The organism is Brooklawnia propionicigenes, from assembly GCF_030297015.1.
Classification (GTDB): Bacteria; Actinomycetota; Actinomycetes; order Propionibacteriales; family Propionibacteriaceae; genus Brooklawnia; species Brooklawnia propionicigenes.
Genome location: NZ_AP028056.1, coordinates 2,825,435 through 2,849,786, shown reverse-complemented (window position 1 = coordinate 2,849,786; position 24,352 = coordinate 2,825,435). Strand labels below are relative to the sequence as shown.

Annotated in this window: 22 protein-coding genes and 2 tRNA genes; 6 read left to right on the top strand and 18 right to left on the bottom strand. The window is 66.4% G+C overall.

Annotation, left to right across the window (positions count from 1 at the left end):
* Nucleotides 1–44 precede the first annotated feature (44 nt).
* The 3 genes from QUE25_RS13170 to leuC form a co-directional block, all read right to left on the bottom strand.
* Nucleotides 45–833 (bottom strand): lysophospholipid acyltransferase family protein, encoded by a 789-nt coding sequence (locus tag QUE25_RS13170; RefSeq protein WP_286265753.1) that lies wholly within the window; start codon nt 831–833, stop codon nt 45–47.
* Nucleotides 834–924: 91 nt separating this feature from the next.
* Complete coding sequence (leuD, locus tag QUE25_RS13165; RefSeq protein ID WP_286265751.1) at nt 925–1,530, bottom strand: 3-isopropylmalate dehydratase small subunit; 606 nt, start codon at nt 1,528–1,530, stop codon at nt 925–927.
* 13 nt (nt 1,531–1,543) lie between these two features.
* The gene (leuC, locus tag QUE25_RS13160; protein ID WP_286265749.1) at nt 1,544–2,941 is read right to left on the bottom strand and encodes a 3-isopropylmalate dehydratase large subunit; all 1,398 of its coding nucleotides are present in this window, start codon (nt 2,939–2,941) and stop codon (nt 1,544–1,546) included.
* Nucleotides 2,942–2,991: 50 nt separating this feature from the next.
* On the opposite strand from leuC, the gene QUE25_RS13155 reads away from it, so the two are divergent.
* Nucleotides 2,992–3,717 (top strand): IclR family transcriptional regulator, encoded by a 726-nt coding sequence (locus QUE25_RS13155; protein WP_286265747.1) that lies wholly within the window; start codon nt 2,992–2,994, stop codon nt 3,715–3,717.
* Between the two features lie 52 nt (nt 3,718–3,769).
* On the opposite strand, the gene QUE25_RS13150 is transcribed toward QUE25_RS13155, so the two are convergent.
* The 3 genes from QUE25_RS13150 to QUE25_RS13140 all read right to left on the bottom strand — a co-directional run bounded on the left by QUE25_RS13150 (nt 3,770) and on the right by QUE25_RS13140 (nt 5,934).
* Nucleotides 3,770–4,663 carry an NAD(P)-dependent oxidoreductase gene (locus tag QUE25_RS13150; protein WP_286265745.1) on the bottom strand — a complete coding sequence of 298 codons (894 nt, stop codon included), beginning with the start codon at nt 4,661–4,663 and terminating at the stop codon, nt 3,770–3,772.
* Between the two features lie 70 nt (nt 4,664–4,733).
* On the bottom strand, nt 4,734–5,291 hold the full coding sequence (locus tag QUE25_RS13145) for a methylated-DNA--[protein]-cysteine S-methyltransferase (protein WP_286265743.1): 558 nt from the start codon (nt 5,289–5,291) through the stop codon (nt 4,734–4,736).
* A gap of 142 nt (nt 5,292–5,433) precedes the next feature.
* Nucleotides 5,434–5,934, bottom strand: a complete 501-nt coding sequence (locus tag QUE25_RS13140; RefSeq protein WP_286265741.1) for a methyltransferase family protein — start codon at nt 5,932–5,934, stop codon at nt 5,434–5,436.
* A gap of 167 nt (nt 5,935–6,101) precedes the next feature.
* On the opposite strand from QUE25_RS13140, the gene QUE25_RS13135 reads away from it, so the two are divergent.
* On the top strand, nt 6,102–7,631 hold the full coding sequence (locus QUE25_RS13135) for a serine hydrolase domain-containing protein (protein ID WP_286265739.1): 1,530 nt from the start codon (nt 6,102–6,104) through the stop codon (nt 7,629–7,631).
* A 56-nt stretch (nt 7,632–7,687) separates the two neighbouring features.
* Here QUE25_RS13135 and QUE25_RS13130 read toward each other — a convergent pair.
* The 4 genes from QUE25_RS13130 to QUE25_RS13115 all read right to left on the bottom strand — a co-directional run bounded on the left by QUE25_RS13130 (nt 7,688) and on the right by QUE25_RS13115 (nt 9,760).
* Nucleotides 7,688–7,763: transfer RNA gene (locus QUE25_RS13130), tRNA-Glu, on the bottom strand.
* 69 nt (nt 7,764–7,832) lie between these two features.
* Nucleotides 7,833–7,907, bottom strand: a tRNA-Gln gene (locus QUE25_RS13125).
* A 69-nt stretch (nt 7,908–7,976) separates the two neighbouring features.
* Complete coding sequence (locus QUE25_RS13120; protein ID WP_286265737.1) at nt 7,977–8,924, bottom strand: CPBP family intramembrane glutamic endopeptidase; 948 nt, start codon at nt 8,922–8,924, stop codon at nt 7,977–7,979.
* Complete coding sequence (locus QUE25_RS13115) at nt 8,921–9,760, bottom strand: fumarylacetoacetate hydrolase family protein (RefSeq protein ID WP_286265735.1); 840 nt, start codon at nt 9,758–9,760, stop codon at nt 8,921–8,923. Before QUE25_RS13115 ends, QUE25_RS13120 begins: the two co-directional genes overlap by 4 nt.
* Before the next feature lie 188 nt (nt 9,761–9,948).
* On the opposite strand from QUE25_RS13115, the gene QUE25_RS13110 reads away from it, so the two are divergent.
* Complete coding sequence (locus tag QUE25_RS13110; protein WP_286265733.1) at nt 9,949–11,226, top strand: thymidine phosphorylase; 1,278 nt, start codon at nt 9,949–9,951, stop codon at nt 11,224–11,226.
* Here the strand turns inward: QUE25_RS13110 and cimA are convergent.
* Nucleotides 11,223–12,836, bottom strand: coding sequence for a citramalate synthase (gene cimA / locus QUE25_RS13105; protein ID WP_286265731.1), 1,614 nt, complete (start codon nt 12,834–12,836; stop codon nt 11,223–11,225). The two genes, QUE25_RS13110 and cimA, sit on opposite strands and share 4 nt — an antisense overlap.
* A 126-nt stretch (nt 12,837–12,962) precedes the next feature.
* Nucleotides 12,963–14,045 carry a branched-chain amino acid aminotransferase gene (locus QUE25_RS13100; RefSeq protein WP_286265729.1) on the bottom strand — a complete coding sequence of 361 codons (1,083 nt, stop codon included), beginning with the start codon at nt 14,043–14,045 and terminating at the stop codon, nt 12,963–12,965.
* A 102-nt stretch (nt 14,046–14,147) separates the two neighbouring features.
* On the opposite strand from QUE25_RS13100, the gene QUE25_RS13095 reads away from it, so the two are divergent.
* The gene (locus tag QUE25_RS13095) at nt 14,148–15,209 is read left to right on the top strand and encodes a 3-isopropylmalate dehydrogenase (protein ID WP_286265726.1); all 1,062 of its coding nucleotides are present in this window, start codon (nt 14,148–14,150) and stop codon (nt 15,207–15,209) included.
* A gap of 12 nt (nt 15,210–15,221) precedes the next feature.
* On the opposite strand, the gene QUE25_RS13090 is transcribed toward QUE25_RS13095, so the two are convergent.
* The gene (locus QUE25_RS13090) at nt 15,222–16,007 is read right to left on the bottom strand and encodes a DUF3152 domain-containing protein (RefSeq protein WP_286265723.1); all 786 of its coding nucleotides are present in this window, start codon (nt 16,005–16,007) and stop codon (nt 15,222–15,224) included.
* A 148-nt stretch (nt 16,008–16,155) separates the two neighbouring features.
* Here QUE25_RS13090 and QUE25_RS13085 point away from each other — a divergent pair, with 148 nt between their 5' ends.
* Together QUE25_RS13085 and QUE25_RS13080 are read left to right on the top strand one after the other, a co-directional pair.
* Nucleotides 16,156–17,313 (top strand): SPFH domain-containing protein, encoded by a 1,158-nt coding sequence (locus QUE25_RS13085; RefSeq protein WP_286265721.1) that lies wholly within the window; start codon nt 16,156–16,158, stop codon nt 17,311–17,313.
* Between the two features lie 6 nt (nt 17,314–17,319).
* Nucleotides 17,320–18,561 carry a TFIIB-type zinc ribbon-containing protein gene (locus tag QUE25_RS13080; RefSeq protein ID WP_286265719.1) on the top strand — a complete coding sequence of 414 codons (1,242 nt, stop codon included), beginning with the start codon at nt 17,320–17,322 and terminating at the stop codon, nt 18,559–18,561.
* A gap of 92 nt (nt 18,562–18,653) precedes the next feature.
* Here the strand turns inward: QUE25_RS13080 and QUE25_RS13075 are convergent, their stop codons facing one another.
* The 5 genes from QUE25_RS13075 to QUE25_RS13055 form a co-directional block, all read right to left on the bottom strand.
* Complete coding sequence (locus QUE25_RS13075; protein ID WP_286265717.1) at nt 18,654–20,183, bottom strand: flotillin family protein; 1,530 nt, start codon at nt 20,181–20,183, stop codon at nt 18,654–18,656.
* Between the two features lie 96 nt (nt 20,184–20,279).
* The gene (locus tag QUE25_RS13070) at nt 20,280–20,834 is read right to left on the bottom strand and encodes a hypothetical protein (protein WP_286265716.1); all 555 of its coding nucleotides are present in this window, start codon (nt 20,832–20,834) and stop codon (nt 20,280–20,282) included.
* 132 nt (nt 20,835–20,966) lie between these two features.
* Nucleotides 20,967–21,995, bottom strand: coding sequence for a ketol-acid reductoisomerase (gene ilvC / locus QUE25_RS13065; protein WP_286265714.1), 1,029 nt, complete (start codon nt 21,993–21,995; stop codon nt 20,967–20,969).
* Between the two features lie 35 nt (nt 21,996–22,030).
* Nucleotides 22,031–22,555 (bottom strand): acetolactate synthase small subunit, encoded by a 525-nt coding sequence (gene ilvN, locus QUE25_RS13060; protein WP_286265712.1) that lies wholly within the window; start codon nt 22,553–22,555, stop codon nt 22,031–22,033.
* On the bottom strand, nt 22,552–24,300 hold the full coding sequence (locus tag QUE25_RS13055) for an acetolactate synthase large subunit (protein ID WP_286265709.1): 1,749 nt from the start codon (nt 24,298–24,300) through the stop codon (nt 22,552–22,554). The genes ilvN and QUE25_RS13055 overlap by 4 nt, the downstream gene beginning before the upstream one ends.
* Between the last annotated feature and the right edge of the window lie 52 nt (nt 24,301–24,352).

The window sequence follows — 24,352 nt, the reverse complement described above, 5'->3', positions numbered from 1 at the left end:
TGGGTTCACACTACATCGGTGACCGCCCGCGCACCGGCGCGGGATCAGCTCAGCGCCTCGACCCTAGCCACCCGGCGTTTCAGCCGTGGCTGCCAGCGGCCCTCGGGCGCCTTCGCCCCGCGGGCCAGCTCTACCTGAGCGGTGATGGCGTCCATGATGCGCACCGAGGCTGCGCGCACCACCTGCGGAGTATCGGGCTGGCCCAGGAAATCGCTCAGATCGATAGGGCTGCCGCACTCGATGGTGATCGGTCCGCGCTGCAGCTTGAAGGGCCTGATCCCCCGAGGGGGGACGGCGATGCTGGCGCCCCACTGCCCGATCGGGATCACGGGTGCACCGGTGGCCAACGCGAGCCTGGCCGCGCCGGTGTGGGCGGCCATCGGCCATTCGTCGGGATCGAAGGTGATGGTGCCTTCGGGATAGATGACGATCACCTCGCCCGCGTACAGGGCCCTCTCGGCCTCGAACAGAGCGTCCCGGGCGTGGCGGCCGCCGCGGTGAACCGGGATCTGCTCGGCACTGCGCAGCAGCCTCCCGAGCACCGGCAGATAGAACAGATTGGCCCGGGCCAAGAAGTGCGGCCAGCGTCCGTTGTAGGCCAGGAACTCGCCGACCATCACCGGGTCGAGTGAGCTGATGTGATTCGGGACGATGATCACCGGGCCGGTCGCGGGCAGATTCTCGCCGCCATGCCAGGTGGGGGTCTTGGTGAGCAGTCGAGCGAGCCGGTGCACGACCGGAACCAGCGTGCGGAAGACGCGGTTGGTGGGCTCGAAGTTCACCTGCCCGAGTTCGCCTCGATAGATCCGCTTGACCGGGACTCCTGCACTCACCGTTTCATCATGCCCCGTCTGTCCCCGGACAAGCACATCGCCGCCCCGCGTGGCGACGGGACGGCGATGCGTGGTCACGATGCCGACGGCGTCAGCCTGCGACCTTGGCGGGCAGTGTCTTCGGCTTGAAGCTCGGCCGCGCGGCCTCGTAGGCCGCGATCTCATCCGCATGAAGCAAGGTGGCGGCGATGTCGTCCAGCCCCTCGAGCAGCCGGTTCGCGGTGTAGTCGTCGATCGCGAAGGTGTAGACATCGTCGCCGGCCGTGATGGTGCGGCTCGGCAGATCGACGGTCACCTCCGCGCCCGGGTTCGCATCCGCGTAAGCCCACAGCTTCTCCACGATGGTCTGATCGACGGTGGCCAGCAGCAGCCCCGACTTGCCGGAGTTGCCGCGGAAGATGTCACCGAAGCGCGAGCCGATGACCACCTTGAAGCCGTAGTTCTGCAAGGCCCAGACGGCGTGCTCGCGCGAGGAGCCGGTGCCGAAATCGGGGCCGGCCACCAACACGGACGCCTTCTCGTAAGCCGGTTGGTTGAGCAGGAACTCGGGGTCCTTGCGCCAGGCTGCGAACAGCCCGTCTTCGAAGCCGGTGCGGGTGATGCGCTTCAGGTAGACAGCCGGAATGATCTGATCGGTGTCGACATTGCTGCGTCGCAGCGGAGCCACGATCCCGGTGTGATTGGTGAACTTGTCCATTGCTTCGTCCTTCTCACAGATCCGACGGGGCGGCCAGGTGACCGGTCACCGCAGTGGCGGCGGCAACGGCCGGACTCACCAGATGGGTGCGTCCGCCCTTGCCCTGGCGTCCTTCGAAGTTGCGGTTGCTGGTGGACGCCGAACGCTCGCCCGGGGCCAGTTGATCGGGGTTCATGCCCAGGCACATCGAGCACCCGGCCTCACGCCATTCGGCTCCGGCCTGCAGAAAGATCTCGTCCAAGCCCTCGGCCATGGCCTGCTCGCGTACCCGCGCCGATCCCGGCACGACCAGCATCCGGACGCCGTCGGCGACCTTGTGTCCCTTGATGATGCCCGCGGCCAGCCGCAGATCCTCGATGCGACCGTTGGTGCAGCTGCCCAGGAAGACCGTGTCGACCGAGATACCCCGCATCGGGGTCCCGGCGGTCAGGCCCATGTATTCCAGTGCGCGCCGCGCGGAGGCCTTGGCCACCTCGTCCTCGAACTCCTCGGGGTCGGGAACGCTGGCATCCAGGCCGACACCCTGACCGGGGTTGGTCCCCCAGGTGACGAACGGGGTCAGCTTCGTCGCGTCGATGTAGACCTCGGTATCGAATACCGCGTCGTCGTCGGTATGCAGCGTCTGCCAGTACTCCATCGCGGCGTCCCAGTCGGCGCCCTCGGGGGCGTGCGGACGACCCTTGAGGTATGCGAAGGTCGTCTCGTCGGGGGCGATCATGCCGGCCTTCGCGCCCCACTCGATCGACATATTGCAGATCGTCATGCGGCCTTCCATCGACAGATCGCGGATGGCCGAGCCACGGTATTCGGCGATGTAACCCTGGCCGCCGCCGGTGCCGACCTTGGAGATCAGCGCCAGCACGATGTCCTTGGCGGTGACGTCCGGCGGCAACTCACCTTCGACCGTCACGGCCATGGTCTTCGGCTTGGCCTGCATCAGCGTCTGGGTCGCCAGCACGTGCTCGACCTCGGAGGTGCCGATGCCGAACGCCAGCGCGCCGAAAGCGCCGTGAGTCGAGGTATGGGAGTCGCCGCAGACGATCGTCATGCCCGGCTGAGTGATGCCCAGCTGCGGGCCGATGATGTGCACGACGCCCTGATCGCGGTCACCCAGCGAGTGAATGCGCAGGCCGAATTCCTTGGCATTGCGGCGCAGCGTGTCGACCTGGGTGCGGCTCACGATGTCCGCGATCGGCTTCTTGATGTCAATCGTGGGAGTGTTGTGATCCTCGGTGGCGATCGTGAGATCGGGGCGGCGCACTTGGCGTCCTGCCATCCGCAGACCCTCGAATGCCTGCGGACTGGTTACTTCATGGCACAGCTGCAGATCGATGTAGAGCAGGTCCGGCTCGCCCGCAGCAGCGCGCACGACGTGGTCATCCCAGACCTTCTCGCTCAGAGTTCTTCCCATGGGTCAATGATGACATTGCTGTTCAAATAATGAGATGTTAGTCTCAGAGTATGGACGAATCCTCTGGAGTCGGGGTACTCGACAAAGCAGCCATGGTCTTGGCGGCACTCGAATCCGGACCGATGACACTGGCCGGTCTGGTTCAATCGACCGGCCTGGCCCGGCCAACCGCCCACCGTCTTGCGGTCGCCCTCGAACATCATCGACTGGTTGGCCGCGACCTGCAAGGGCGCTTCGTACTCGGCCCGCGGCTGGCCGAACTGGCCGCCTCGGCCGGCGAAGACCGTCTCTTGTCGACGGCAGGGCCGATCCTGGCTCGCCTGCGCGATATCACCGGCGAATCCGCACAGTTGTATCGCCGGCAGGGCGATGTCCGAGTCTGCGTGGCTGCCGCCGATCGGCCCTCCGGCCTACGCGACTCGATTCCGGTCGGCAGCCAGCTGTCGATGAGCGCCGGCTCGGCAGCGCAGGTGCTGCTGGCCTGGGAAGAGCCGGACCGGCTGCAGCGCGGCCTGGTGAATGCGACCTTCTCTGCCGTCGGGCTGACCGGCGTGCGCCGGCGCGGCTGGGCTCAGTCGGTCGCCGAGCGCGAATCGGGTGTTGCTTCGGTGAGCGCTCCGGTGCGCTCGCCCGGCGGCAAGGTGATCGCCGCGGTGTCGGTTTCCGGCCCGATCGAACGGCTGAGCCGCCAGCCCGGACGCCTGCACGCGCCGGCGGTGACGGCTGCCGCGGATCGGTTGAGCGAAGTGCTGCGGCGTTCCGGCGGCGGCGAGTAGACAACTCTCGCCACCACCGGCGGCCGGGCTGAGCCGCGCCCGGCCGGACTTCCTACGCCTGCGCGTCCCGCTCCTCGATGTACTTCTGGACGATGGCGGTGTCCTCGGCACCCCAGCCGGCGTCCACCACGCCCTGGAACGCCTCGAGCAGCCGGTCACCCTGAACAGTCGGGGTACCGGTGCGGCCGGCCTCGTCGAGGTAGGCCTTGAGGTCCTTGATCCAGAAGGACGCGGCGCCCGAGACGGTGTAGTCCTTGTTGATATAGCGAGGCGCCTTGTCCGCCATGATCGTGCTGCTGGAGTAACCGCCGAGCATCAGCTCGAACAGCTTCGCGACATCGAGTCCTGCCCGCTCGGCCACCACGGCGGCCTCGGCGTTGGCGATGATGTTCGCCGCTCCGATCAGCTGATTGCAGGCCTTGGCCACTTCACCGGCGCCGGTCGGGCCGAGGTGGGCCGGGTTTCCGGCGAGCTTCAGGTATGGCAAAGCCTTGGCAACAAGATCGTCCGGACCGCCGACCATGATCGACAGCGTGCCCGCCTCAGCGCCCACCTGGCCACCCGAGACCGGAGCATCGATGACGCGCGCCAGGCCGTTGGTGATCTCGCTGACATCGACGTCCAGCTGGCGCACCGCATCGGGCGAGACGGTCGAGCAGACGACCAGCAGGATCTCCTTGTCGACACCGGCAAGCAGACCATTCTCCCCTGCCAAGACGGCCCTGACCTGGGGGATGTCAGGAACCATGAAGAAGACGATGTCGGATTTGCTGGCCAGTTCCTTCGCGGATCCGGCCCAGACGGCGCCGCCGTCGAGCAGGTCCTTGATGCGGTCGGAGCTGATGTCGTTCAGTACGAGAGTGTCGCCGGCGGGCAGGTTCTCCAACATATGGCGGGCGATGGGATGACCCATGGTCCCCAGCCCGATGAATCCGACAGTCGCCATCAGTTCCTCCTTGAAAAGGGCGTGCGATACCTGGCCAATGGTAGGGCATTGCCCGTCACCGTGGCAGAGGTCAGGCCGCGCGGAACTGCCGCTCCAGCTCCAGCAACGTGCGCTTGGCCTCCAGCCCGCCGAGGTAGCCGCCCAGATGGCCGTCACTGCGCACCACCCGGTGGCAGGGCACCACGATGGGCAGCGGGTTCGCTGCACAGGCCGCCCCGACTGCGCGGACGAGACGCGAGTTGCCGACCATCTCGGCGACCTGCTTGTACGACCGGGTCTGTCCGTAGCCGATCCGCGGCAGATAGCGGTGCACGGCAAGCCGGAAGCCGGCCGACAGACTCTGGTCGAGGTCCAGGTCGAACTCCTGCCGACTGCCGGCGAAGTACTCCCCCAGCTGAGACGCGGCCGTCTCCAGCCGGGTCGGCATTTCCACCACCCGTGGTCCGATCGTTGCGGCCAGCCGGTCGAGCTTGGTTTGAAAACCCTCGCGCTCGAACACAACCCGCACCAGTCCGCTGTCGGTCGCGGCGAGCAGCAATGGTCCCACCGGGCTGTCAATGATCCGGTAGACGACATCGGGGGCGCCGTCGGTGCCGGCCGGCGATCCCAGAAGATCGGCGTCAGACATCGGTGCACTCCTCTCTATTAGGTGTCTATCAACGTGCGAGGCAGATCGTCCTTCGACAAGTCCGTGATCTCCTCACACGGTAGACGCGCCACGGGCCAATGATGACCCACTCCATGCCCGGGCACAGCGCGTTTGGGCGCCGCTAGACACCGGGTGACGTCTTCCCCTCCGACGGCCATCCGAGCCAGCGGGGCACCTGGTTCATGTAGTCCCGGTACTCGTCCCCGAAGATCTGCTCGAGCGCGCGCTCCTCGGGACGGATCTGGAATGCCGTGAGAACCACGGCGAGCGCCGCAACCGGAGGGATGGCCCGCAACGAGCCCAGCCAGACAGCATGGGTGACCAACGCGCCGGTCAAGGCCAAGTACATCGGGTTGCGGGTGTAGCCGTAGATGCCGTCGGTGACCAGAGCACTGGCCAGCTCAGGTGTCTCGGGGTCAAAGGTTGTCTCGTGCCTGTTGAACTGGGCGAGTGCCGTAATCCCCACCGCCGCGGTCACGGTTCCTGCGATACCCGCGGCCAGGAAGCGAACCCGGCCGGGGCGCTTCCGGAGGCTGGGTCGACCTGCCAGCAGCCACTGGGTCAGGCCCAAGGCAGCCGTCCAGATGGGGGGCTTGATACGAGTGTCCAATGGAGTAGCCATCGGCTGTCTCTCAGCTCGGTCTGATCCACCCATTCAAGCACGCCCATGTGCTGCGACCAGCGATCGTGACGTGGTGGTATGTCCTGGCGCAGCGATCGCCCTCGGGACGTCGATCTCAACCGGCATTCCGGATTGCGCACCGTTCACAACGCAGGCAGGCTTGCCCCGTGACCGCAGATCACAGTCCCAGTCCCATCGAGCAGGTCATCGACCAACGAATCGGTCCATGGTTGCTGCTGCTGATCGGTGCGCTGGTCGGCGCTTTGATGCTGCTGGTGCTCGGCCCCCGTCCGGCAGCACTGGGCACCCCGACAGGCGATGCGGTCCTCGCCCGGGACGCCACCGCCGCCCTCGCCCCCGGCACCGACTTCAGCGCCATCAGCGTCGTGCGGATCCGCGACGGGCAGCCGGCGTGGGCCGGATTCGGTGACGTGGGAGCCGACAGCCGCTTCGAGATCGGCTCACTCACCAAGACCTTCAACGGGCTGCTGCTCGCGGACGCTGCCGAGCGCGGTGAGGTGCGCCTCGACGACCGGTTGGAGACCCATCTCGCAGAACTTGCCGGCACAGCAGCCGGTTCGGTGACCCTGGAGGAGTTGGCCCAGCACACCTCGGGACTGCCCAACATGGCGCCGATGAGCACCCTTCGGATCATCGCCGAAGATCTTGCGGGAGCCTCCTACAGCGCCTTCGGCGACGCCACCCCGCAGGGAATCATCGAGGCGTCGAAGACCATCCCATTGACGAGCCGAGGCAGCTGGTCCTACTCCAACCTCGGCGCCGCGCTGCTCGGGTTCGCACTCGCTCGGGCTGCCGGTGCTCCGGACTGGACGACCTACGTGACCCAGCGACTCTTCACTCCTCTGGACATGACCGAGACCCTCGTCGCAGCGACCGGAGCTCCGGCCGGCGACCTGCTGCAGCCACACAATCCCAACGGCAACCCGATGGCGCCCCAGACGGGTACCGGCTACGCGCCGGCCGGAATAGGCGTCACCAGCACCAGCACCGATCTCACGAAGTACGCGCAGGCGCTGCTCTCCGGGACGGCACCCGGCATGGCGGCGCTCGGGCCACGCATCCGGATCGACAGTGGCGCGCTGGCCGGGCAGCAGATGGGCCTCGCCTGGGTGGTCTCCGATGCCGACGGTCATGACGTGACCTGGCACAACGGCATGACCGGCGGCATGACGAGCATGCTGGTCGTCGATCGGCAGGCGCAGGCAGGCGTCATCGTCCTGGGTAACCGGGCGCGGGACCTCACGGGGGCCGGGCTCATCCTGCTCGCCGGGACCGACGATCCGGGCATTCCCGCGCCTCCCCCCGTCGACGGTGACACCGTGGCCTGGGTGGCCGTCGGCATACCGCTGGTGCTGCTGTTCGCGTTCGGAGCGGTACGGGGCAGGAGCCGGTCGCGCGTCCTCGGCCAAGGGCTGGGAGCTGCCGGCGCGGTCTTGCTCTGGGGCATCGCCCAGCCGTGGGATTGGGCACCGCCGTGGACGTTCGGTGTGGCGCTCGGTGTCGGTGTCGCAGGCGGTGTCATCGCCGCGATGCGTTGGCACCGGCTGCCATGGCTGCCACCTCGGCGGCGCGCGCCGGCCATCATCGCGTTCGTGCTCGGTGTGGCCTGGTTCTGCCTGATGGTCGGTTTCGCCGTCTACGTGGGCACCCTGATCCCCCGGACCCCCGCCGGATAACCTTCGAGGAAAGAAGAATCCCCCAGCCAGTATTACTCTGACTAGGGGTATTAACCTGGTAGCCCCGAGCGGATTCGAACCGCCGTTACAGCCTTGAGAGGGCCGCGTGCTAGGCCACTACACTACGGGGCCAGGTCATCTTCAATTATTACCGAGCCGTTGGCGTCGGCCCAGCGTCCAGCAGCCTGGCGAACCAGCTACTGGTTGGGGTACCAGGACTCGAACCTGGACTGACGGAACCAGAATCCGGCGGGCTGCCAATTACCCCATACCCCAGTGTTGTGCCCTGCGGCGCAACGACAGCTAAACTTACACGACGGTCATTCCGCTACGCAAATTTCGTTGTCATTTCGCTTTTGGCGGTTGCGGGGCGGCTACCGACACCCGCATCCGACGACCGATCCACCAGCAGACAACGGCCGTCAGCGCGTAGGCGAGCAGATTCCATCCGGTCGTCTGCCAGGTCGACACCTGTAGCGCTCGTGCCTGCGCCACCCCGCCGGCGGCCGCCGCATAGCCGAAGGCAAAGACATTGTTGATCACGTGCGCGGCGACCGCGGCCTCCAGACCGCCGGTGGTCACCACCAAGGCACCCGCGATCAGACCGAAGCCCATCCGGTCGACGAACAGCGGAATGTTCTGAGTGCCGTGCATGGCTGCGAAAATCGTGGCCGAGATCGCTACGGCGAGCCATGGACTACGGCTGATCATGCCCGAGATCTGCAGCAGATAGCCCCGGAACAAGAACTCCTCCCCCGCGGCCTGCAATGGAGCGGTGAGGACGATCGCGAGCAGCCACCATCCCAGGTGATCGCTGGCCTGCCAGGTGGGCATGTCGTTGGCCCGGGAGACCCAGTAGACGCCGTTGAGCACCGCCACGGATACCAGGGCGCAGGCGACCGCGTAGCGCCAGCGGAAGCCGGGCTGCACCGAGCAGAGCCACCGGGGGTGCCGCTGATGCACGTAGCGCATGATGTACATGCAGAGCACGACCAGCGAGCCGATGGCCAGATGAGTGGCCACCATGCCGTCGATCAGTTCGAACTGGAGCGCCGCGGTGCGGTAGTCGGCGAAGCTGCCGGGCATCCCGCGCAGCAACCAGAAAACTCCCAGCAGCGCCCAGGCCACTCCCGGCAGCAGCAGCGAGTATCCGGCGAGCGCGACCAGCAGACCACCCAGGCCCTTGACCATCCCGTCCGAAATGGGGTCGATACGCAGCACCGCCGCATAGTTGGTCCCCGGCTTCGGATCGGTCAGTCTGGAGGTGTCGCCACCCCACAGCGCCGCCTTCACTTGGCCGCCACGCTGTCAGCGTCCTCGAGGTCGTCGGTATCGTCGACGACCGGATTGGTCAGCGTGCCGATGCCATCGATTTCCACACTCACCCGCTGGCCCGCCAGCAGGGGGCCGACCCCCGCCGGTGTACCGGTGAGCAGCACGTCGCCGGGCAGCAAGGTGGCGAATGCGGAGACGTAGGCGATCAGTTCGGCGATCGAGTAGACCATCTGGTTGGTGTTGGCGTCCTGCTTGACCTCGCCGTCGACGCTGGTGACCAGTGAGAGGTCGGCGGCCTCGTCGATTCCGAGATGGGTCACGATCCACGGCCCGAGCGGGCAGAACGTGTCGAAGCCCTTGGCGCGGGTCCACTGCCCGTCGCTGCGCTGCAGGTCCCTGGCGGTGACATCGTTGGCGACGGTGTATCCGAAGATCACCTCGGCGGCACGCTCGACGGGCACCTTGCGGCAGAAGCGGCCGATCACCACGGCCAGTTCACCTTCGAAGTGCACGTTGTGGCTGAGCTGCGGACGCACGATCACGTCGTCGGGGCCGATCACCGAGGTGTTCGGTTTCATGAAAATCAGCGGCTCGGGCGGCACTTCGCCATCGAACTCGGCGGCATGGGCCGCATAGTTCTTGCCGACCGCAAGAATCTTGCTGCGCGGGATGACCGGGGCGAGCAGCCGGGCGTCGTCCAGGGCGATTCGTTCACCGGTGTAGTTGACCGGACCCGCGAGCGGATCACCGTCGATCACCGCGATGGTGTCGGGGAACTGGCCTTCATCGGCCTCCAACTCGACGATTCCGAAACGAGGGTCTCCACCGGCAACGGCAAAACGAGCAATACGCATGACGGCAGCCTACTGGTCAATGGAATTGGCAGCGATTGAGCCCGCGGACGTGAGGACGTAGCGCCCGCCCGCCGTACTTCGTACCAGGTGTGCTGGAAGAGGACGTTCACGTCCAACGCCAGAACAGTCCGCGGTCTGCTTACCCTCGGCGCAGGACCGTAAGCCTCGCGGGCCCCTAGTGTGACGGTATGTCCCCGTACACCGCAGTCGAACTCATCCGAGCCAAGCGGGATGGGCATCGCCTCACCGACGCCGCGATCGGATGGCTGATCGCTGCCTACACCGATGGGCAGATCGCGGACGAGCAGATGGCCGCGATGGCCATGGCGATCTATTTCCGCGGCATGGACGACCGCGAGCTCGCCACCTGGACGAGGGCGATGATCGCCACCGGTTCGCGGATGGACTTCGCCACATTGAACCGGCCCACGGTCGACAAGCACTCCACGGGAGGCGTCGGCGACAAGATCACGCTGCCGCTGGTTCCGCTGGTGGCGGCCTGCGGCGCCGCAGTTCCGCAGCTGTCGGGGCGTGGGCTCGGCCATACCGGCGGGACCCTCGACAAGCTCGAGTCGATACCCGGCTGGCGCGCGCACCTGAGCAACGCCGAGATGCTGGCTCAGCTGAGCGATCTGGGCGCGGTGATCTGCGCTGCGGGCAGTGGGTTGGCCCCGGCCGACCAGAAGCTCTACGCGCTGCGCGATGTCACAGCCACGGTGGAGTCGATTCCGCTGATCGCCAGCTCGATCATGAGCAAGAAGATCGCCGAAGGTGCCGCGTCCCTGGTGCTGGATGTGAAAGCCGGCAGTGGCGCATTCATGAAAGAGGTGGACGCCGCACGCGAGCTCGCCGGCCGGATGGTCGAGTTGGGCAAGGCGGCCGGGGTGCAGACCGTCGCCGTGCTGACCGACATGAGCACTCCTCTGGGGCGCACGGTCGGCAACGCTCTGGAGGTTCGCGAGGCCGTCGAGGTGCTGGCCGGCGGCGGCCCCGACGATGTCGTCCAACTCACGCTTGCCCTGGCCACGGAGATGGTCTCACTGGCAGGCCTGGACACCGATCCGGCCCAGATCCTGTCCTCCGGCAAAGCCATGGATGTCTGGCGGCGGATGATCCGGGCGCAGGGCGGCGACTGTGACGCGGCGTTGCCCACCGCCAGATTCACCGACGATGTCCGCGCCTCGACCGCCGGGGTGGTCACCGCGATGGACGCCATGGCGATCGGGGTGGCGTCGTGGCGGTTGGGCGCCGGGCGCGCCCGTCAGGGGGACAGCGTGCAGGCGACCGCCGGGATCGAGTTACTGGTGCGCCCCGGCGATCGGGTCGACGCCGGCACCCCGTTGCTCAGGCTGCACACCGACACCCCGGGAACCTTCGCCGCGGCCCGCGAGGCCCTGACCGATGCCATCGTGATCGGATCCGACCCGCCCGCCACGCGGCCCCTGATCATCGACCGTATCCGCTAGCGGGATTCGGCCTCGACAAGCCCGTAGCCCTTGACCAGGCCATAGGTGTAAGCATCTGCCAGCGCCTCCCAGGAGGCTTCGATGACGTTGGTGCCCACCCCTACTGTCGTCCAGCCGTGCACGCCGTCGCTGGTGTCGATGAGCACCCGCACGGTGGCGTCGGTGCCGCGCACCTCGTCGAGAATGCGCACGCGATAATCCACCAGCTCGTATCCGGCCACCTGCGGGTAGGCCGGGGTGAGCGCCTTGACGATGCCTTGGCCCAGCGCATTGACCGGGCCGTTACCTTCGCCGATCACCAGCTGCCGCTCACCCTTGGCCACCAGCTTCACGGTCGCCTCGGAGCTGTCGCGCGGAACACCCTCGTCGGTGTTCTCCTCGGTCAGCACCCGCCAGCTGATGAGTTCGAAGGGCTCGGTCAGCTGGCTGGTCATCGACCGCACCAGCAGTTCGAAGGACGCATCCGCCGCCTCGTAGGAGTAGCCGTCCGCCTCCCGCTGCTTGATCATGTCGGTGACCTGCCCGGCGAGTTCGCGATCGGTGATCTCCAGACCGAGCTGGGCCGCCTTGATCTGCACGCTGGCACGTCCGGACATGTTGCTGATCAGCATCCGCATGTCGTTGCCGACCAGCTCCGGCTGGGTGTGCTGATAGAGATCCTCGTTCACCTTGATGGCGCTGGCGTGCAGACCGGCCTTGTGGGCGAACGCGGAATGCCCGACATAGGGCTGCCTGGTGAGGTGCGGCTGGTTGGCGATGTCGGCGATCGCGTGACTGGTGTGGGTGAGTTCGGCGAGCTGGCGATCGGCCAGCAGCGGCCAGCCGTACTTCAGCTGAAGATCGGCGATCAGCGTCGTCAGATCCATGTTCCCGGTGCGTTCCCCGTAGCCGTTGACGGTTCCCTGGACGTGCATCACGCCCGCGTCCACGGCGGCCAGTGAGTTGGCGACCGCGCAACCGGAATCGTTGTGGCAGTGCACCCCCAGATCGACTCCGATGCCCGCGGCCGCCGAGACGACATCGCCCATCCAGTTGGGCAGCATGCCGCCATTGGTGTCGCACAGCACCACCACCTCGGCGCCCGCCTCGGCCGCGGTGCGGACCACATCCAGGGCGTAGCTGCGGTTGGCTCGGAACCCGTCGAAGAAATGCTCGCAGTCGACGAGCACCTTCTTGCCCAGCCGGGTGAGGTAGGTCACGGTGTCGTTGACCATCGCCAGGTTCTCGTCCAGCGTGCTGCGCAATGCGTCGGTGACGTGTTTGTCGTGCGACTTGGCGACCAGGCAGATGTACTCGGTGCCGGCAGCGACCAGGCCTGCCACCTGCGGATCGGTGGCCGCGGTGCCGCCCGCCTTGCGGGTGGCACCGAAGGCGACCAGTCTCGCATTCGTCAGCCGCAGCTCGGTTTGCGCACGCGCGAAGAACTCGGTGTCCGCCGGATTCGCGCCCGGCCAGCCGCCCTCGATGAAGGTGACGCCGAGCGCATCGAGAATGCGGGCAATTCGGAGCTTGTCTTCGACGGACAGTTGAATCCCCTCTTGCTGGGCACCATCGCGCAGCGTGGTGTCATAGAGGTGGAAACGCTCCGGCATCACCGGCATCGTTGGCATCGGGCCTCCCGTAAGACGATCAGATGGCGCGCCATCGGCGGCGTGCCATCTTCAATCGTCCCTATCCAGAGGGCTCATTCCAAACTGGTCTCGCCGGTTGGGACGCCCGGCTCAGCCCGCACCGGGTCAGCAGACCTGCTGCATCCAGCCGTGGCTGTCGGCGATCCGCCCGTACTGGATGTCGAGCAGATGATTGCGCAGCGGGATCGTGTGGGTCGCCTTGTCGACGTCGATGATGTACTCGCCGGACTCGTTCTTGAGCGAACGGATCGGGGTGATGACCGCGGCGGTGCCGCAGGCAAACAGCTCGCGGATCGCGCCGGTCGTGATACCGGTGGTGACTTCTTCGAGGCTGATGGGCCGCTCGATCGGCTTCAGACCAAGGTCGGGGGCCACAGTCAGCAGCGAGTCGCGGGTCACGCCGGGCAGGATGTTGCCGTTGAGCTCCGGGGTGACCAGTTCGTCGTCGGCGGTGATCATGAAGAAGTTCATGCCACCGAGTTCTTCGATCCAGCGCTTGGACGCAGCGTCCACGAACAGCACCTGGCTGCAACCCTGCGCGTAGGCCAGCTCCTGGGGCAGCAGGGACGCGGCGTAGTTGCCGCCGCACTTGGCCGAACCGGTGCCGCCGGTGGCAACCCGGCTGTACTCGGTGGAGATCCAGATGTCGACCGGCGCGACGCCACCGGCGAAGTAGGAGCCGACCGGGCTCGCGATGACCACGTAGAGCACCGAATGCGCCGGACGCACCCCGAGGAAGTTCTCGCTGGCCATCATGAACGGACGCAGATACAGGCTCTGCTCGGCTCCTCCGGGAACCCAGCGGGCATCCAGAGCCGTCAGCTGCCGGACGCTGGTGATGAAGTCCTCGGCGGGCAGCGCCGGCAGCGCGAGCCGATGTGCCGAATTCTCGAAACGCTTGGCGTTGGCCTCGGGCCGGAACAGCCACACCGACCCGTCCGCGTGCCGGTAGGCCTTGAGGCCCTCGAAGATCTCCTGCGCATAGTGATAGACAGCGCTGGCCGGCTCCATGGAGATCTGGGCGTAGTCGGTCAGGCGGTCATTGTGCCAGCCCTCCTCCACGGTCCAGCTGGCCACGCTCATGTGATCGGTGAAGTACTGGCCGAATCCCGGATCGTCCCAGACTCCCTCGATCACGTCATCGCCCAGGAAGCTCGGATTATCAGGAAAATCGAATGACAGCGCCATGCGGTCAACCTTAGTAGCGACTCCGCGGAATCTGCCCACAGGGGCACATCGTGGTCTGAGATCACCGGGCCGGATCTCGGACCGGCCGTTAGAGTTCGAGACATGACTGCTGAGACTCTGCGTCCGACCATTGCCGTGATTCCCGGGGACGGTATCGGTCCCGAAGTCGTCGCCGAGGCCCTCAAGGTGCTGAAGACCGCGGTGGGTGAGCACACCTTCGAGTTCCGCCACTACGATCTGGGCGCCGACCACTGGCTGGCGACCGGTGAGGTCCTCAATGACGAGACCCTCGCCGAGCTCGCCGAGGCGCAGGCGATCATTCTCGGCGCGGTGGGCGCGGCGCCGGGCAGCACCACGATCCCCAGCGGTCTGCTGGAGCGCGGGCTGCTGCTGCGGCTGCGGTTCGCCTTCGACCAAGACGTCAACCTGCGCCCGTCGAAGATGTATCCGGGCGTGGCCAGCCCCCTGTCGGACGCAGTCCTCGACCAGGGCCTGGCCGATTTCGTCGTGGTGCGCGAAGGCACCGAGGGACTGTATGCGGGCAATGGCGGCACGCTGCGCCACGGCACCGCCAATGAGGTGGCCACCGAGGTGAGCGTCAACACGGCCATGGGGGTCGAGCGCGTGGTGCGTTACGCCTTCGACCTGGCGACGCGTCGCCGGGGTCATCTGACGATGGTTCACAAGCACAACGTGCTGGTCAACGCCGGGGGCCTGTGGAAGCGGATCTTCGCCGAGGTCGCCGCCGAGTACCCGAGCGTGACCACCGACTATCTGCATGTGGATGCCGCGACGATTCACCTGGTCACCAACCCGACCCGATTCGACGTCGTGGTGACCGACAATCTGTTCGGCGACATCCTGACCGATGAGGCCGCCGCGATCACCGGCGGTATCGGCCTGGCGCCGAGCGCCAACATCAATACCTCGCGCACCTTCCCCTCGATGTTCGAGCCGGTGCACGGATCTGCCCCTGACATCGCCGGCCTGGGCATCGCCGACCCGACCGCCGCCATCTCGTCGATGGCGCTGCTGCTGGATCACCTGGGCGCCCACGAAGCGGCTTCCCGGATCGAGGCCGCGGTGACCGCGGACATCATCGATCGGGGCACCACGAAGCGCTCCACCACCCAGATCGGGGATGCGATCGCCGCGCTCGTGTGAGGACGGCAGCCGTCAGCCGTTCTTTTCTCCGGTGACATCGGGCCAGGGGTTCGGCTCGCAGCCATTCAAGGTGATGCTCTGCTGCTGCATGACCGGGGACGCAGAACCGGCCGCAGGGCAGGTCACATGTCCGAAGCCGAGATAGTGACCGACCTCGTGGTTGATCATGTAGGCGCGGTAGTCGTCCAGCAGATAGCCGTTCCAGGTGGGCGTGGCGAACCACCAACGGTCGACATTGAGGAAGACCTGATTGCCCACCCGGCAGCTCCAGGTGCCCCCCGTGTCCAGCGCGCCACAGCCGATGTCGACGGTGGGCGGCGAACCCAGGTTGAGGGCGAAGTCGGCCGCCGAGGCGTCGGCAACCAGATGGAAGGCGACGCCGCGATAGCCGACCCAGCCGCGCGGTGAATCCAGGACCTGCTGAACGTACCCGGCCACCTCGTTCGCGTCCAGACCGGTGCTCGTCTCGACGTGCACCACATAGTTGCGAACATCTGGCTGCTGAGTGGCCGGTGCAATGTCCACGGTGTTGGTGGTGAACTCGCCGCTCGCCGCGATGCCGGAGTGCTTCATCCCGTCCGGATCGATCTCGGCCGGGGTGGGCCCGATCGCATTGAGGGAGCCCGGCGCCTGCTCGGCGGTCGGCTCACTGCCGGCCGGGGTGGTCTCCACCACGGCGGACGTATCGGCCGATGACGGCTCTGCCGTGTCCGTCGCCGCGCCGTCGCCTCCCGATCCGCAGGCGCCCAGCAACACCACTGCCGCCACCACCAGCCCCGACCATCTGCGCAACGCCATGCCACCACGCTATCGCGGCCGGCCTGCTGCGCTCGAACGCCCCGAGTGCCACTGGGGTCCTCTATGCTCAATACTGAGCGAAAGCCACCGCGGCCGCGCTCGTGGGACCTGCTATCAATAATCAGAAAGGTGCCTCACCATGGGCCTGATGGATAAACTCCGTGGCGAATTCGTCGATATCATCGAGTGGCTCGAGGATTCGCGCACGCTACTGGCCTGGCGCTTCCCCCGCTATCAGAACGAGATCAAACAGGGCGCCCAGCTCATCGTCCGTGAGGGACAGATCGCGATCTTCGTCTATCAGGGTCAGCTGGCCGACACCTTCGGCCCGGGCACCTACACCCTGAACACCCAGAACCTGCCACTGATGTCGACCCTGCAGGGCTGGCGCTACGGCTTCAACAGCCCGTTCCGTTCCGAGGTCTACTTCGTCAACACCCGCCCGGTCACCGATCTGCGCTGGGGCACCCCGACACCGATCACGCTGCGCGATCCCGACTTCGGCATGGTCCAGGTGCGCGCCAACGGCCTGTGCATCGTGCGCGTGCAGAATCCGCCGCTGTTCCTGCGCACCGTCATCGGCACCGATTCCGCGGTCGACATCGACGAGGTCACCGAACTGATCCGTCGCGAGATCAGCCAGGCGCTGTCCGAGCTGGTGCTCGGCACCGGCGTCGGCGCGATCGATCTGCAGTCCCGCCAGACCGAGCTGTCGGGCAAGCTACGCGATGTCGTGGCCTCGCGGGTGGACGACGAGTTCGGGCTGGCCATCGACTCGATCACGATGAATGTCTCGCTGCCCGATGAGATCACCCAGGCGATGACCCGCGGCGTGGCCCAAGGTGTCGAGGAGTCCGGACGCATGCGCCAGCTCGATGATCTCGACAAGTACCAGCGGGTGCGCCAGATCGACGCCATGAACGCGGCCGCCGGCAACCCCGGCGGGGGCGCGATGGGCGACATGATGGGTGCCGGCATGGGCGTGGTGCTGGGCCAGCAGATGGCCAACCAGATGAACCAGCCCGCCCAGCAGCAGACCCCTCCCCCGCTGGTGCAAGACAGCCAGACCTTCCACATCGAGATCAATGGCGCCTCGGCCGGGCCGTACAACATCGGTCAGGTTCGCGAAATGGTCGCCAATGGGCAGCTGACCACTCACACCCTGGTCTGGAGCGCCGGACTGGCAGGCTGGATGCCGGCCGGTCAGGTGCCTGCTCTGCTGGCCTTCTTCGTCTCCCCGCCGCCACTGCCCAGCCAGCCCGCTGCGACTCCGCCGGCACCGCCGTCGAACCCGCAGGACGCCTGAGTCTCCATGTCGTCTCCTTCATTCCCGAGCGGGCCACCATCTCCGGGCAACGGCGGTGGGGGCCCGCGGTCCTCGGGACCCGATCCGTCCGGGAAGCCACCGTCGGACGATCAGCGCTCCGCTGATCCGGCGATCTTCCAGGTCACCGAGCAGACCCGCACCTATCCATGCCCGAACTGTGGCGGCGTGCTGGCCTTCGATGCCTCGGCCCAGGCGCTGAAATGCCCGCACTGCGGCAGCATCGTCGCGATCGATCCCGCTGTGGCCAAACCTGCCCGGATCGCCAAGCGGGAGTTGGCGCCGGCGATGGCCCAGCTGGCGGCGCAGCAGGCGAACGCCAAGACCAGGTTCTCCGGGGACAAGGAGATCGTCTGTCAAAGCTGCGGTGGGCGCACCGTTTTCACCGGGACGCTGACCGCGGTGCGCTGCCCCTACTGCAACACCGCGATTCAACGCGACGACGTGCAGGAGGCGCCGACCCGGCTGCGCGTCGACGGCATCCTGCCGTTGCGTATCGATACCCGGGACGCTCAGGCACGCATCGAACAGTGGATCAACTCTCGCCGCTTCGCCCCGAATGCCTTCAAGAAGTACCGCGAGCTCGGCACTTTCAGCAGCATCTACCTGCCCTACTTCAGCTATGACGCAGCGGCCACCACGCGCTACACCGGCATGCGCGGCATCCACCGCACCGAGACCTTCCGGGATTCCGAGGGCCGGACCCAGACCCGCATTGTCACCGACTGGTATCCGGCCAGCGGGGTGGTGGACAACGTGTTCGAGGATGTCACCGGGCACGCGACCTACGGGCTGGACGATCAGAAGGTCACCGAACTCGAGCCCTGGCCGATGCAGTACACCCACCCGTATTCGCCCGAGTTCGTTGCGGGCCATCTCAGCCGCACCTACGACTGGGACGCCGAACAGGTCTTCCGGGAACGCACCGAGCCGCGGATGGAATCGGTGATCGATTCCACCATCCGCGCCGACATCGGCGGCAACGAGCAGCGCATCACCTCGCGCGACATCCGTTGGCGGGGCGTCCAGTTCAGCCAGCTGCTGCTACCGGTGTGGATGCTGACGGTGACCTTCCAACAGAAGCCCTTCCAGGTGGCCATCAACGGTGTCACCGGCGAGGTGCAAGGACGCCGGCCGTGGAGCTGGGTGAAGATCACGCTGGCCGTCATCGCGGTGCTGATCGTGATCTGCGTGATCTACTGGCTCTACGGAAGCTCCGGCGGCTCCTGAGGCTGGTCGGCCACCGCATCACAGACGGCAACAGCCGGCGATCTGGAGAACAGATCGCCGGCTGCCTTGTTGATCGATCGGGGCCGGGGCGCTCAGATCTCGCCGCGGCTTGCCGCACCCGCGGTGCTGGTGCTGCCCGGCACGGCAGCGTCATCGCCGAGGTACTTGTTGCTGATCTTGGCCAGATCGATGCCGGTGGAGTCCTTCAGCAGCTGGAAGGTCTGCACCACACCGTTGGTGACCTGCTTGGGCATCTCGCCCGCGCCGTCGGTGGAGATGACGGTCAGCGTGTCGATGTCGCCCATCGGGGCGGCGATCTTCTCGGCCAGGCTGGGCAGCACCGAGACCAGCATCTCGATGACTGCGGCCTCGTTGTAGCGTCCGTAGGCGTCGGCCTTCTTGTTCATGGCTTCGGCCTCGGCCTGACCGGTGGCCAGGATGGCGGCGGCCTGCGCGTCACCTTCGGCCCGCAGGGCCTCCGACTCGGCGACACGGCGAGCCTTCTCGGCCTCGCCTCGCCTGGCGCCCTCGATGGCTTCCGCCTCGGCCAGCGCGGTGCGGCGGGATTTCTCACCGACACCGCTCAGTCGTGCCTTCTCGGCCTCGGCCTCTGCGCGGGCGATGGCTGCTGCCTTGTCGGCCTCGGCCTGGAAGATCGCGGCATTGCGGCGACCCTCGGCGTCGGCCTCGACCCGGTACCGTTCGGCGTCCGCCGGCTTGCGGACCTCGGTGTCGAGCTGGCGGTCCTTCAGCGCGGCCTGCCGCACGGCGACCTTCTCCTGCTCGGTCAGAATCGCCTGATCGCGGTCGGCTTGAGCGAGCGGACCGGCGGCCGCGGCCTGAGCATTCGCAGCGTCGGTCTCGGCCTTGATCTCGGCCTGCTTCAGCAGCAGCTCACGCTCACGGATGGCGATCAACTGCTGGGCGTTGATGCGGGCCTGTTCGGCTTCCTGCCGCGACTCGGCCTCGGCGACCGCCGCGTGCTGCTGCACCTTGGCGGCTTCCGGGCGTCCCAGGTCGGTCAGGTAGGTGCCGGCATCGGTGATGTCCTGAATCTGGAAGGTGTCGAGTACCAGCCCCTGACCGGTAAGCGATGACTCCGACTCGTCGGCCACCCGCTGGGCGAAGGCGGCGCGGTCACGAATGATCTGCTCGACGCTCAGCGAGCCGACGATCGAACGCAGCGAGCCTGCCAGCGTTTCCTGGGTGAAGCCCTCGATCTCGTCCTGCTGGGTGAGGAAGCGCTGTGCTGCTGCCCGGATGGAGTCCTCGTTGCCGCCGACCTTGACCAGTGCGACGCCGTCGAGGTTCAGCTTGATGCCCTGCCCGGAGACGGCGCCACGGATCTGCACCATGATGCGCCGGCTCGACAGATCCAGGATGAACAATCGCTGAATGAACGGGACGACGAACACGCCGCCACCCATGACGACCTTCTGACCCGACAGATCGGCGGAGATCTGGCCGGTCTCCGGATTGCGGACTTCTTTGCCTTTACGGCCGGTGACGATGAACGCTTCGTTAGGCCCCGCCACTTTGTACCTGCTGGCGACCAACAGGCCGATCAGCACCACCAGGACGACTAATCCGATGATTGCTATGACAAGAGGTGAGATTGGCAAGGCGGGCTCCTTCGCGTCGTGATCGTCAATGCTCGTCTGACATCAACCCTACCGGCCGGCGTTAACAGCGCAGGGCCCCGGGACCGTTCGGTCGCCTCACATATCCAAGACGCCGGGTTGCCCGGCCGAACCCAGCGCGTCCACCGGCCGCACCTCCACCGACGTGGCCGACAGCACTCCCGAAATCCACACTCGGGTGCCGGCATCCAGCTCGACGGGGCCTTTGGCATTGAGCGTGTGGGTGTGACCGCCGTAGCGCAGCCTGATCTGGCCATAGCCGTTCTCGGGGATCGCGGTGATGACCAGCGCCTCGGCCCCGATCAGCGAGGCGGTGCTCGGTGCGACGTCGCTTCCCTGGCGACGCAGCAGCGCGGTCAGCTTGCCGGCTCCCCAGCCGAGCAGGGCACCGACGACCAGTCCGAGGACGATCGCCACCGGCATCAGGCCGGTCAGTTCCAGTCCGATCGCCCCGGCGAATCCGAAACCGCCGAGCAACCCGGCGATGCCTGCTGTCGAGAAGACGTCAGCATCGAGGGCATTGAAACCTTCCAGGCCGTCCAGACCGAGCGCGCCGTCCAAGACGTCGCCGATCAGTAGCGCCAGCAGGAGCAACGCGATGCCGACTCCGCCGATCACGAAGAAAACAGTCATCGTTCACCTCCTGTGTGCGCTGTTGAACCCATCCTATTGCCCGGCGCCGCATGCCCCCCGGGGACGGCGAAGGTGGCCCTCCCGAGGGGAAGGGCCACCTTCGTGGTCGGATCAATCAGGGCATTGCGCCGATCAGCGTGCGGCAGTGCCTTCGACGTAGTCGTCGTCGGCGCTCTTCAGCCAGCTGAACATCTTGCGCAGTTCCTTGCCGGTGGCCTCGATCGGGTGACCGGCCTCGGCCGCGCGCAGCTTCTTGAACTCCGGAGCCCCGGCGTCCTGGTCATCGATGAAGCGCTTGGCGAACGCACCGGACTGGATGTCGTCCAGCACAGCCCGCATGTTCTGCTTCACGTGAGCGTCGATGACCCGCGGGCCCGAGACGTAGTCGCCGTACTCGGCGGTGTCGGAGATCGACCAGCGCTGCTTCGAGATACCGCCCTCGATCATCAGGTCGACGATCATCTTCATCTCGTGCAGGCACTCGAAGTAGGCCATCTCGGGCTGGTAGCCGGCCTCGGTCAGGGTCTCGAAACCGGCCTGCACCAGGTGCGACATGCCACCACAGAGCACCGCCTGCTCGCCGAACAGGTCGGTCTCGGTCTCTTCGGTGAAGGTGGTCTTGATGGCGCCGGCGCGCAGACCGCCGATGGCCTTGGCGTAGCTCTTGGCCAGTGCCCAGGCTTCGCCGCTGGCGTCCTGCTCGACGCAGACCAGCACCGGGACACCGCGGCCGTCGGCGTACTCGCGGCGGACGATGTGGCCCGGGCCCTTCGGGGCGACCATGCACACGTCGACGCCCTCGGGAGGCGTGATGTAGCCGTAGCGGATGTTGAAGCCATGCGCGAAGAAGACCGCGTCACCGGGCTGGAGGTTGGGGGCGATCGACTCGGCGTACACGAACCGCTGCACCTGATCGGGCACCAGGATCATGATGACGTCGGCCTCGGCGGCGGCCTCGGCCGCGCTGACCACGCGCAACCCCTCGGCCTCGGCCTTGGCACGCGACTTGCTGCCCTCGGCCAGGCCCACCCGCACATCGACACCCGAGTCGCGCAGGTTCAGCGCATGGGCGTGGCCCTGCGACCCGTAGCCGATGACGGCCACCGAGCGGGACTGGATGATCGACAGGTCGGCATCGTCGTCATAGAACATTTCTGCCATGGGGATTCGTGCTCCTTAGATTCTTCTTCTTGGCTTCAGCGTGCTGTCCGCAGGACACCACGGCTCTTTTCGTTGATGGACTTGTTGCCGCGGCTCAACGCGACCTCACCCGACTTCACCAATTCGATGATCCCATAGGGTTCGAGCATCGTGATGAGCGCATCCAATTTGTCGTCGCTGCCGGTCGCCTCGACGGTGATCGATTCGAAGCTGACGTCCACGGCCTTGCCGCGGAACAACCCGACCACATCGAGCACGGCACTGCGGTTGCGTTCGTTGCACCGCACCTTTACCAGGATCAGCTGGCGCTGCACCGAATTCGGTTCCAATTCGATGACCTTGTAGACCTCGATCAGCTTGTTGAGCTGCTTGACCAGTTGCTCGAGGATCGTGACATCGTCCACCTCGGTGACCAGCGTGATCCTGGAGAGATCGTCGCGTTCGGTCGGGCCGACTGCCAGCGACTCGATGTTGAATCCGCGGCGGCTGAACAGGCTCGCGACCCGGGCCAGCACGCCCGGCTGATCGCTGACCAGCACGCTCAGAGTGTGGTTGCTCACAGCACTTCCTCCTCCCACGCCGGCGCCATGTCGCGGGCGATCTTGATGTCGTCATTGCTGGTGCCGGCCGCAACCATCGGCCAGACCATCGCGTCCTTGCTGCACACGAACTCGACCACGACCGGACGATCGTTGATAGCCATCGCCTGGTTGATCACGTCGTCGACCTCATCCGGGCTGGTCGCCCGCAGGCCCACGCAGCCCATTGCCTCGGCCAGCAACGGGAAGTTCGGCACCGTGTCGGTCTCCAGGTCGGTGTTGGAGTAGCGGCCGCTGTAGAACAGGGTCTGCCACTGCCGGACCATGCCCAGCGCGTTGTTGTTGATGATGGCGATCTTGATCGGGATGTTGTTCAGCGCGCAGGTGACCAGTTCCTGGTTGGTCATCTGGAAACAGCCGTCCCCGTCAATGCCCCAGACCACCTTGTCGGGCGCTCCGACCTTGGCGCCCATGGCGGCCGGGACGCAGTAGCCCATGGTGCCCGCCCCACCCGAGGTGAGCCACTTGCCCGGCTTGGCGAACGGCAGGAAGTGCGCCGACCACATCTGATGCTGGCCGACACCGGTGGCGAAGATGGCGTCGGGTCCGGCGATCTCCCCGATCCGCTTGATCACCTGCTGCGGCGTCAGGCGTCCGTCGGAGCTTTCGGTCCAGCCCACCGGATACCGCTCCTTGAGCCCCTTCAGGTAGCCCGACCAGGTCTGGAAGTCCGGGATCTTCTCGTTGCGCAACGCCTCGATCAGTCCGTTCAAGAAGACCTTGGCGTCGCCGACCACCGGCACGTCCACCGCGCGGTTCTTACCGATCTCTGCGGGGTCGATGTCGGCGTGAATCACCTTGGCGTCGGGTGCGAAGGAGTCGAGACGCCCGGTGACCCGATCGTCGAATCGGGTTCCGACGGCGATGAGCAGATCGGATTTCTGCAGCGCGCCGACCGCGGAGACCGAGCCGTGCATGCCCGGCATCCCCATGTGCAGCGGATGATCGTCGGGAAAGGCACCGCGGGCCATCAGGGTGGTGACCACCGGAATGTCGGCCAGGTCGACCAGATCGGCCAACTCCTGCCAGGCGCGGGCCTTGAGCACGCCGCCGCCGATGTACAGCACCGGACGCTTGGACTCGCAGATCAGCTTCGCGGCTTCCTTCACCTGCCGGATATGCGGCTGGGTGTTGGGCTTGTAGCCGGGTAGCAGGAGCTCATCGTCGTAGTCGAACGGTGCGCTGCCGGACAACGCATCCTTGGCGATGTCGACCAGCACCGGTCCCGGACGCCCGGTCGAGGCGATGTGGAAGGCCGCCTTGATGGCTTCGGGAATGTCCTCGGTGCGCTTGACGAGGAAGTTGTGCTTGGTGACCGGCATCGTGATGCCGCGGATATCGGCTTCCTGGAAGCCGTCGGTTCCGATGAGCGCGGAATTGATCTGTCCGGTGATCGCGACCATCGGCACCGAGTCCAGGTTGGCATCGGCCAATGGGGTGACCAGGTTGGTCGCACCCGGGCCGGAGGTCGCGATACAGACCCCGACCCGTCCGGTGGCGACGGCGTAGCCCTCGGCGGCGTGCCCGGCGCCCTGTTCGTGGCGGACCAGGATGTGGCGAATGGACGAATCGAAAAGCGGATCGTATGCCGGCAGGATTGCCCCGCCCGGAATGCCGAAGGCTACTTCCACGCCGCAACGCTCCAATGACGTGACGAGCGCCTGTGCTCCGGTCATGATCGGCAGATCGGCTGGCTGCTTGGCCATCGGCGATTTCCTCTCTGTGTGATGGCAGGATCAGTGCAAAAAAAACCCCCGC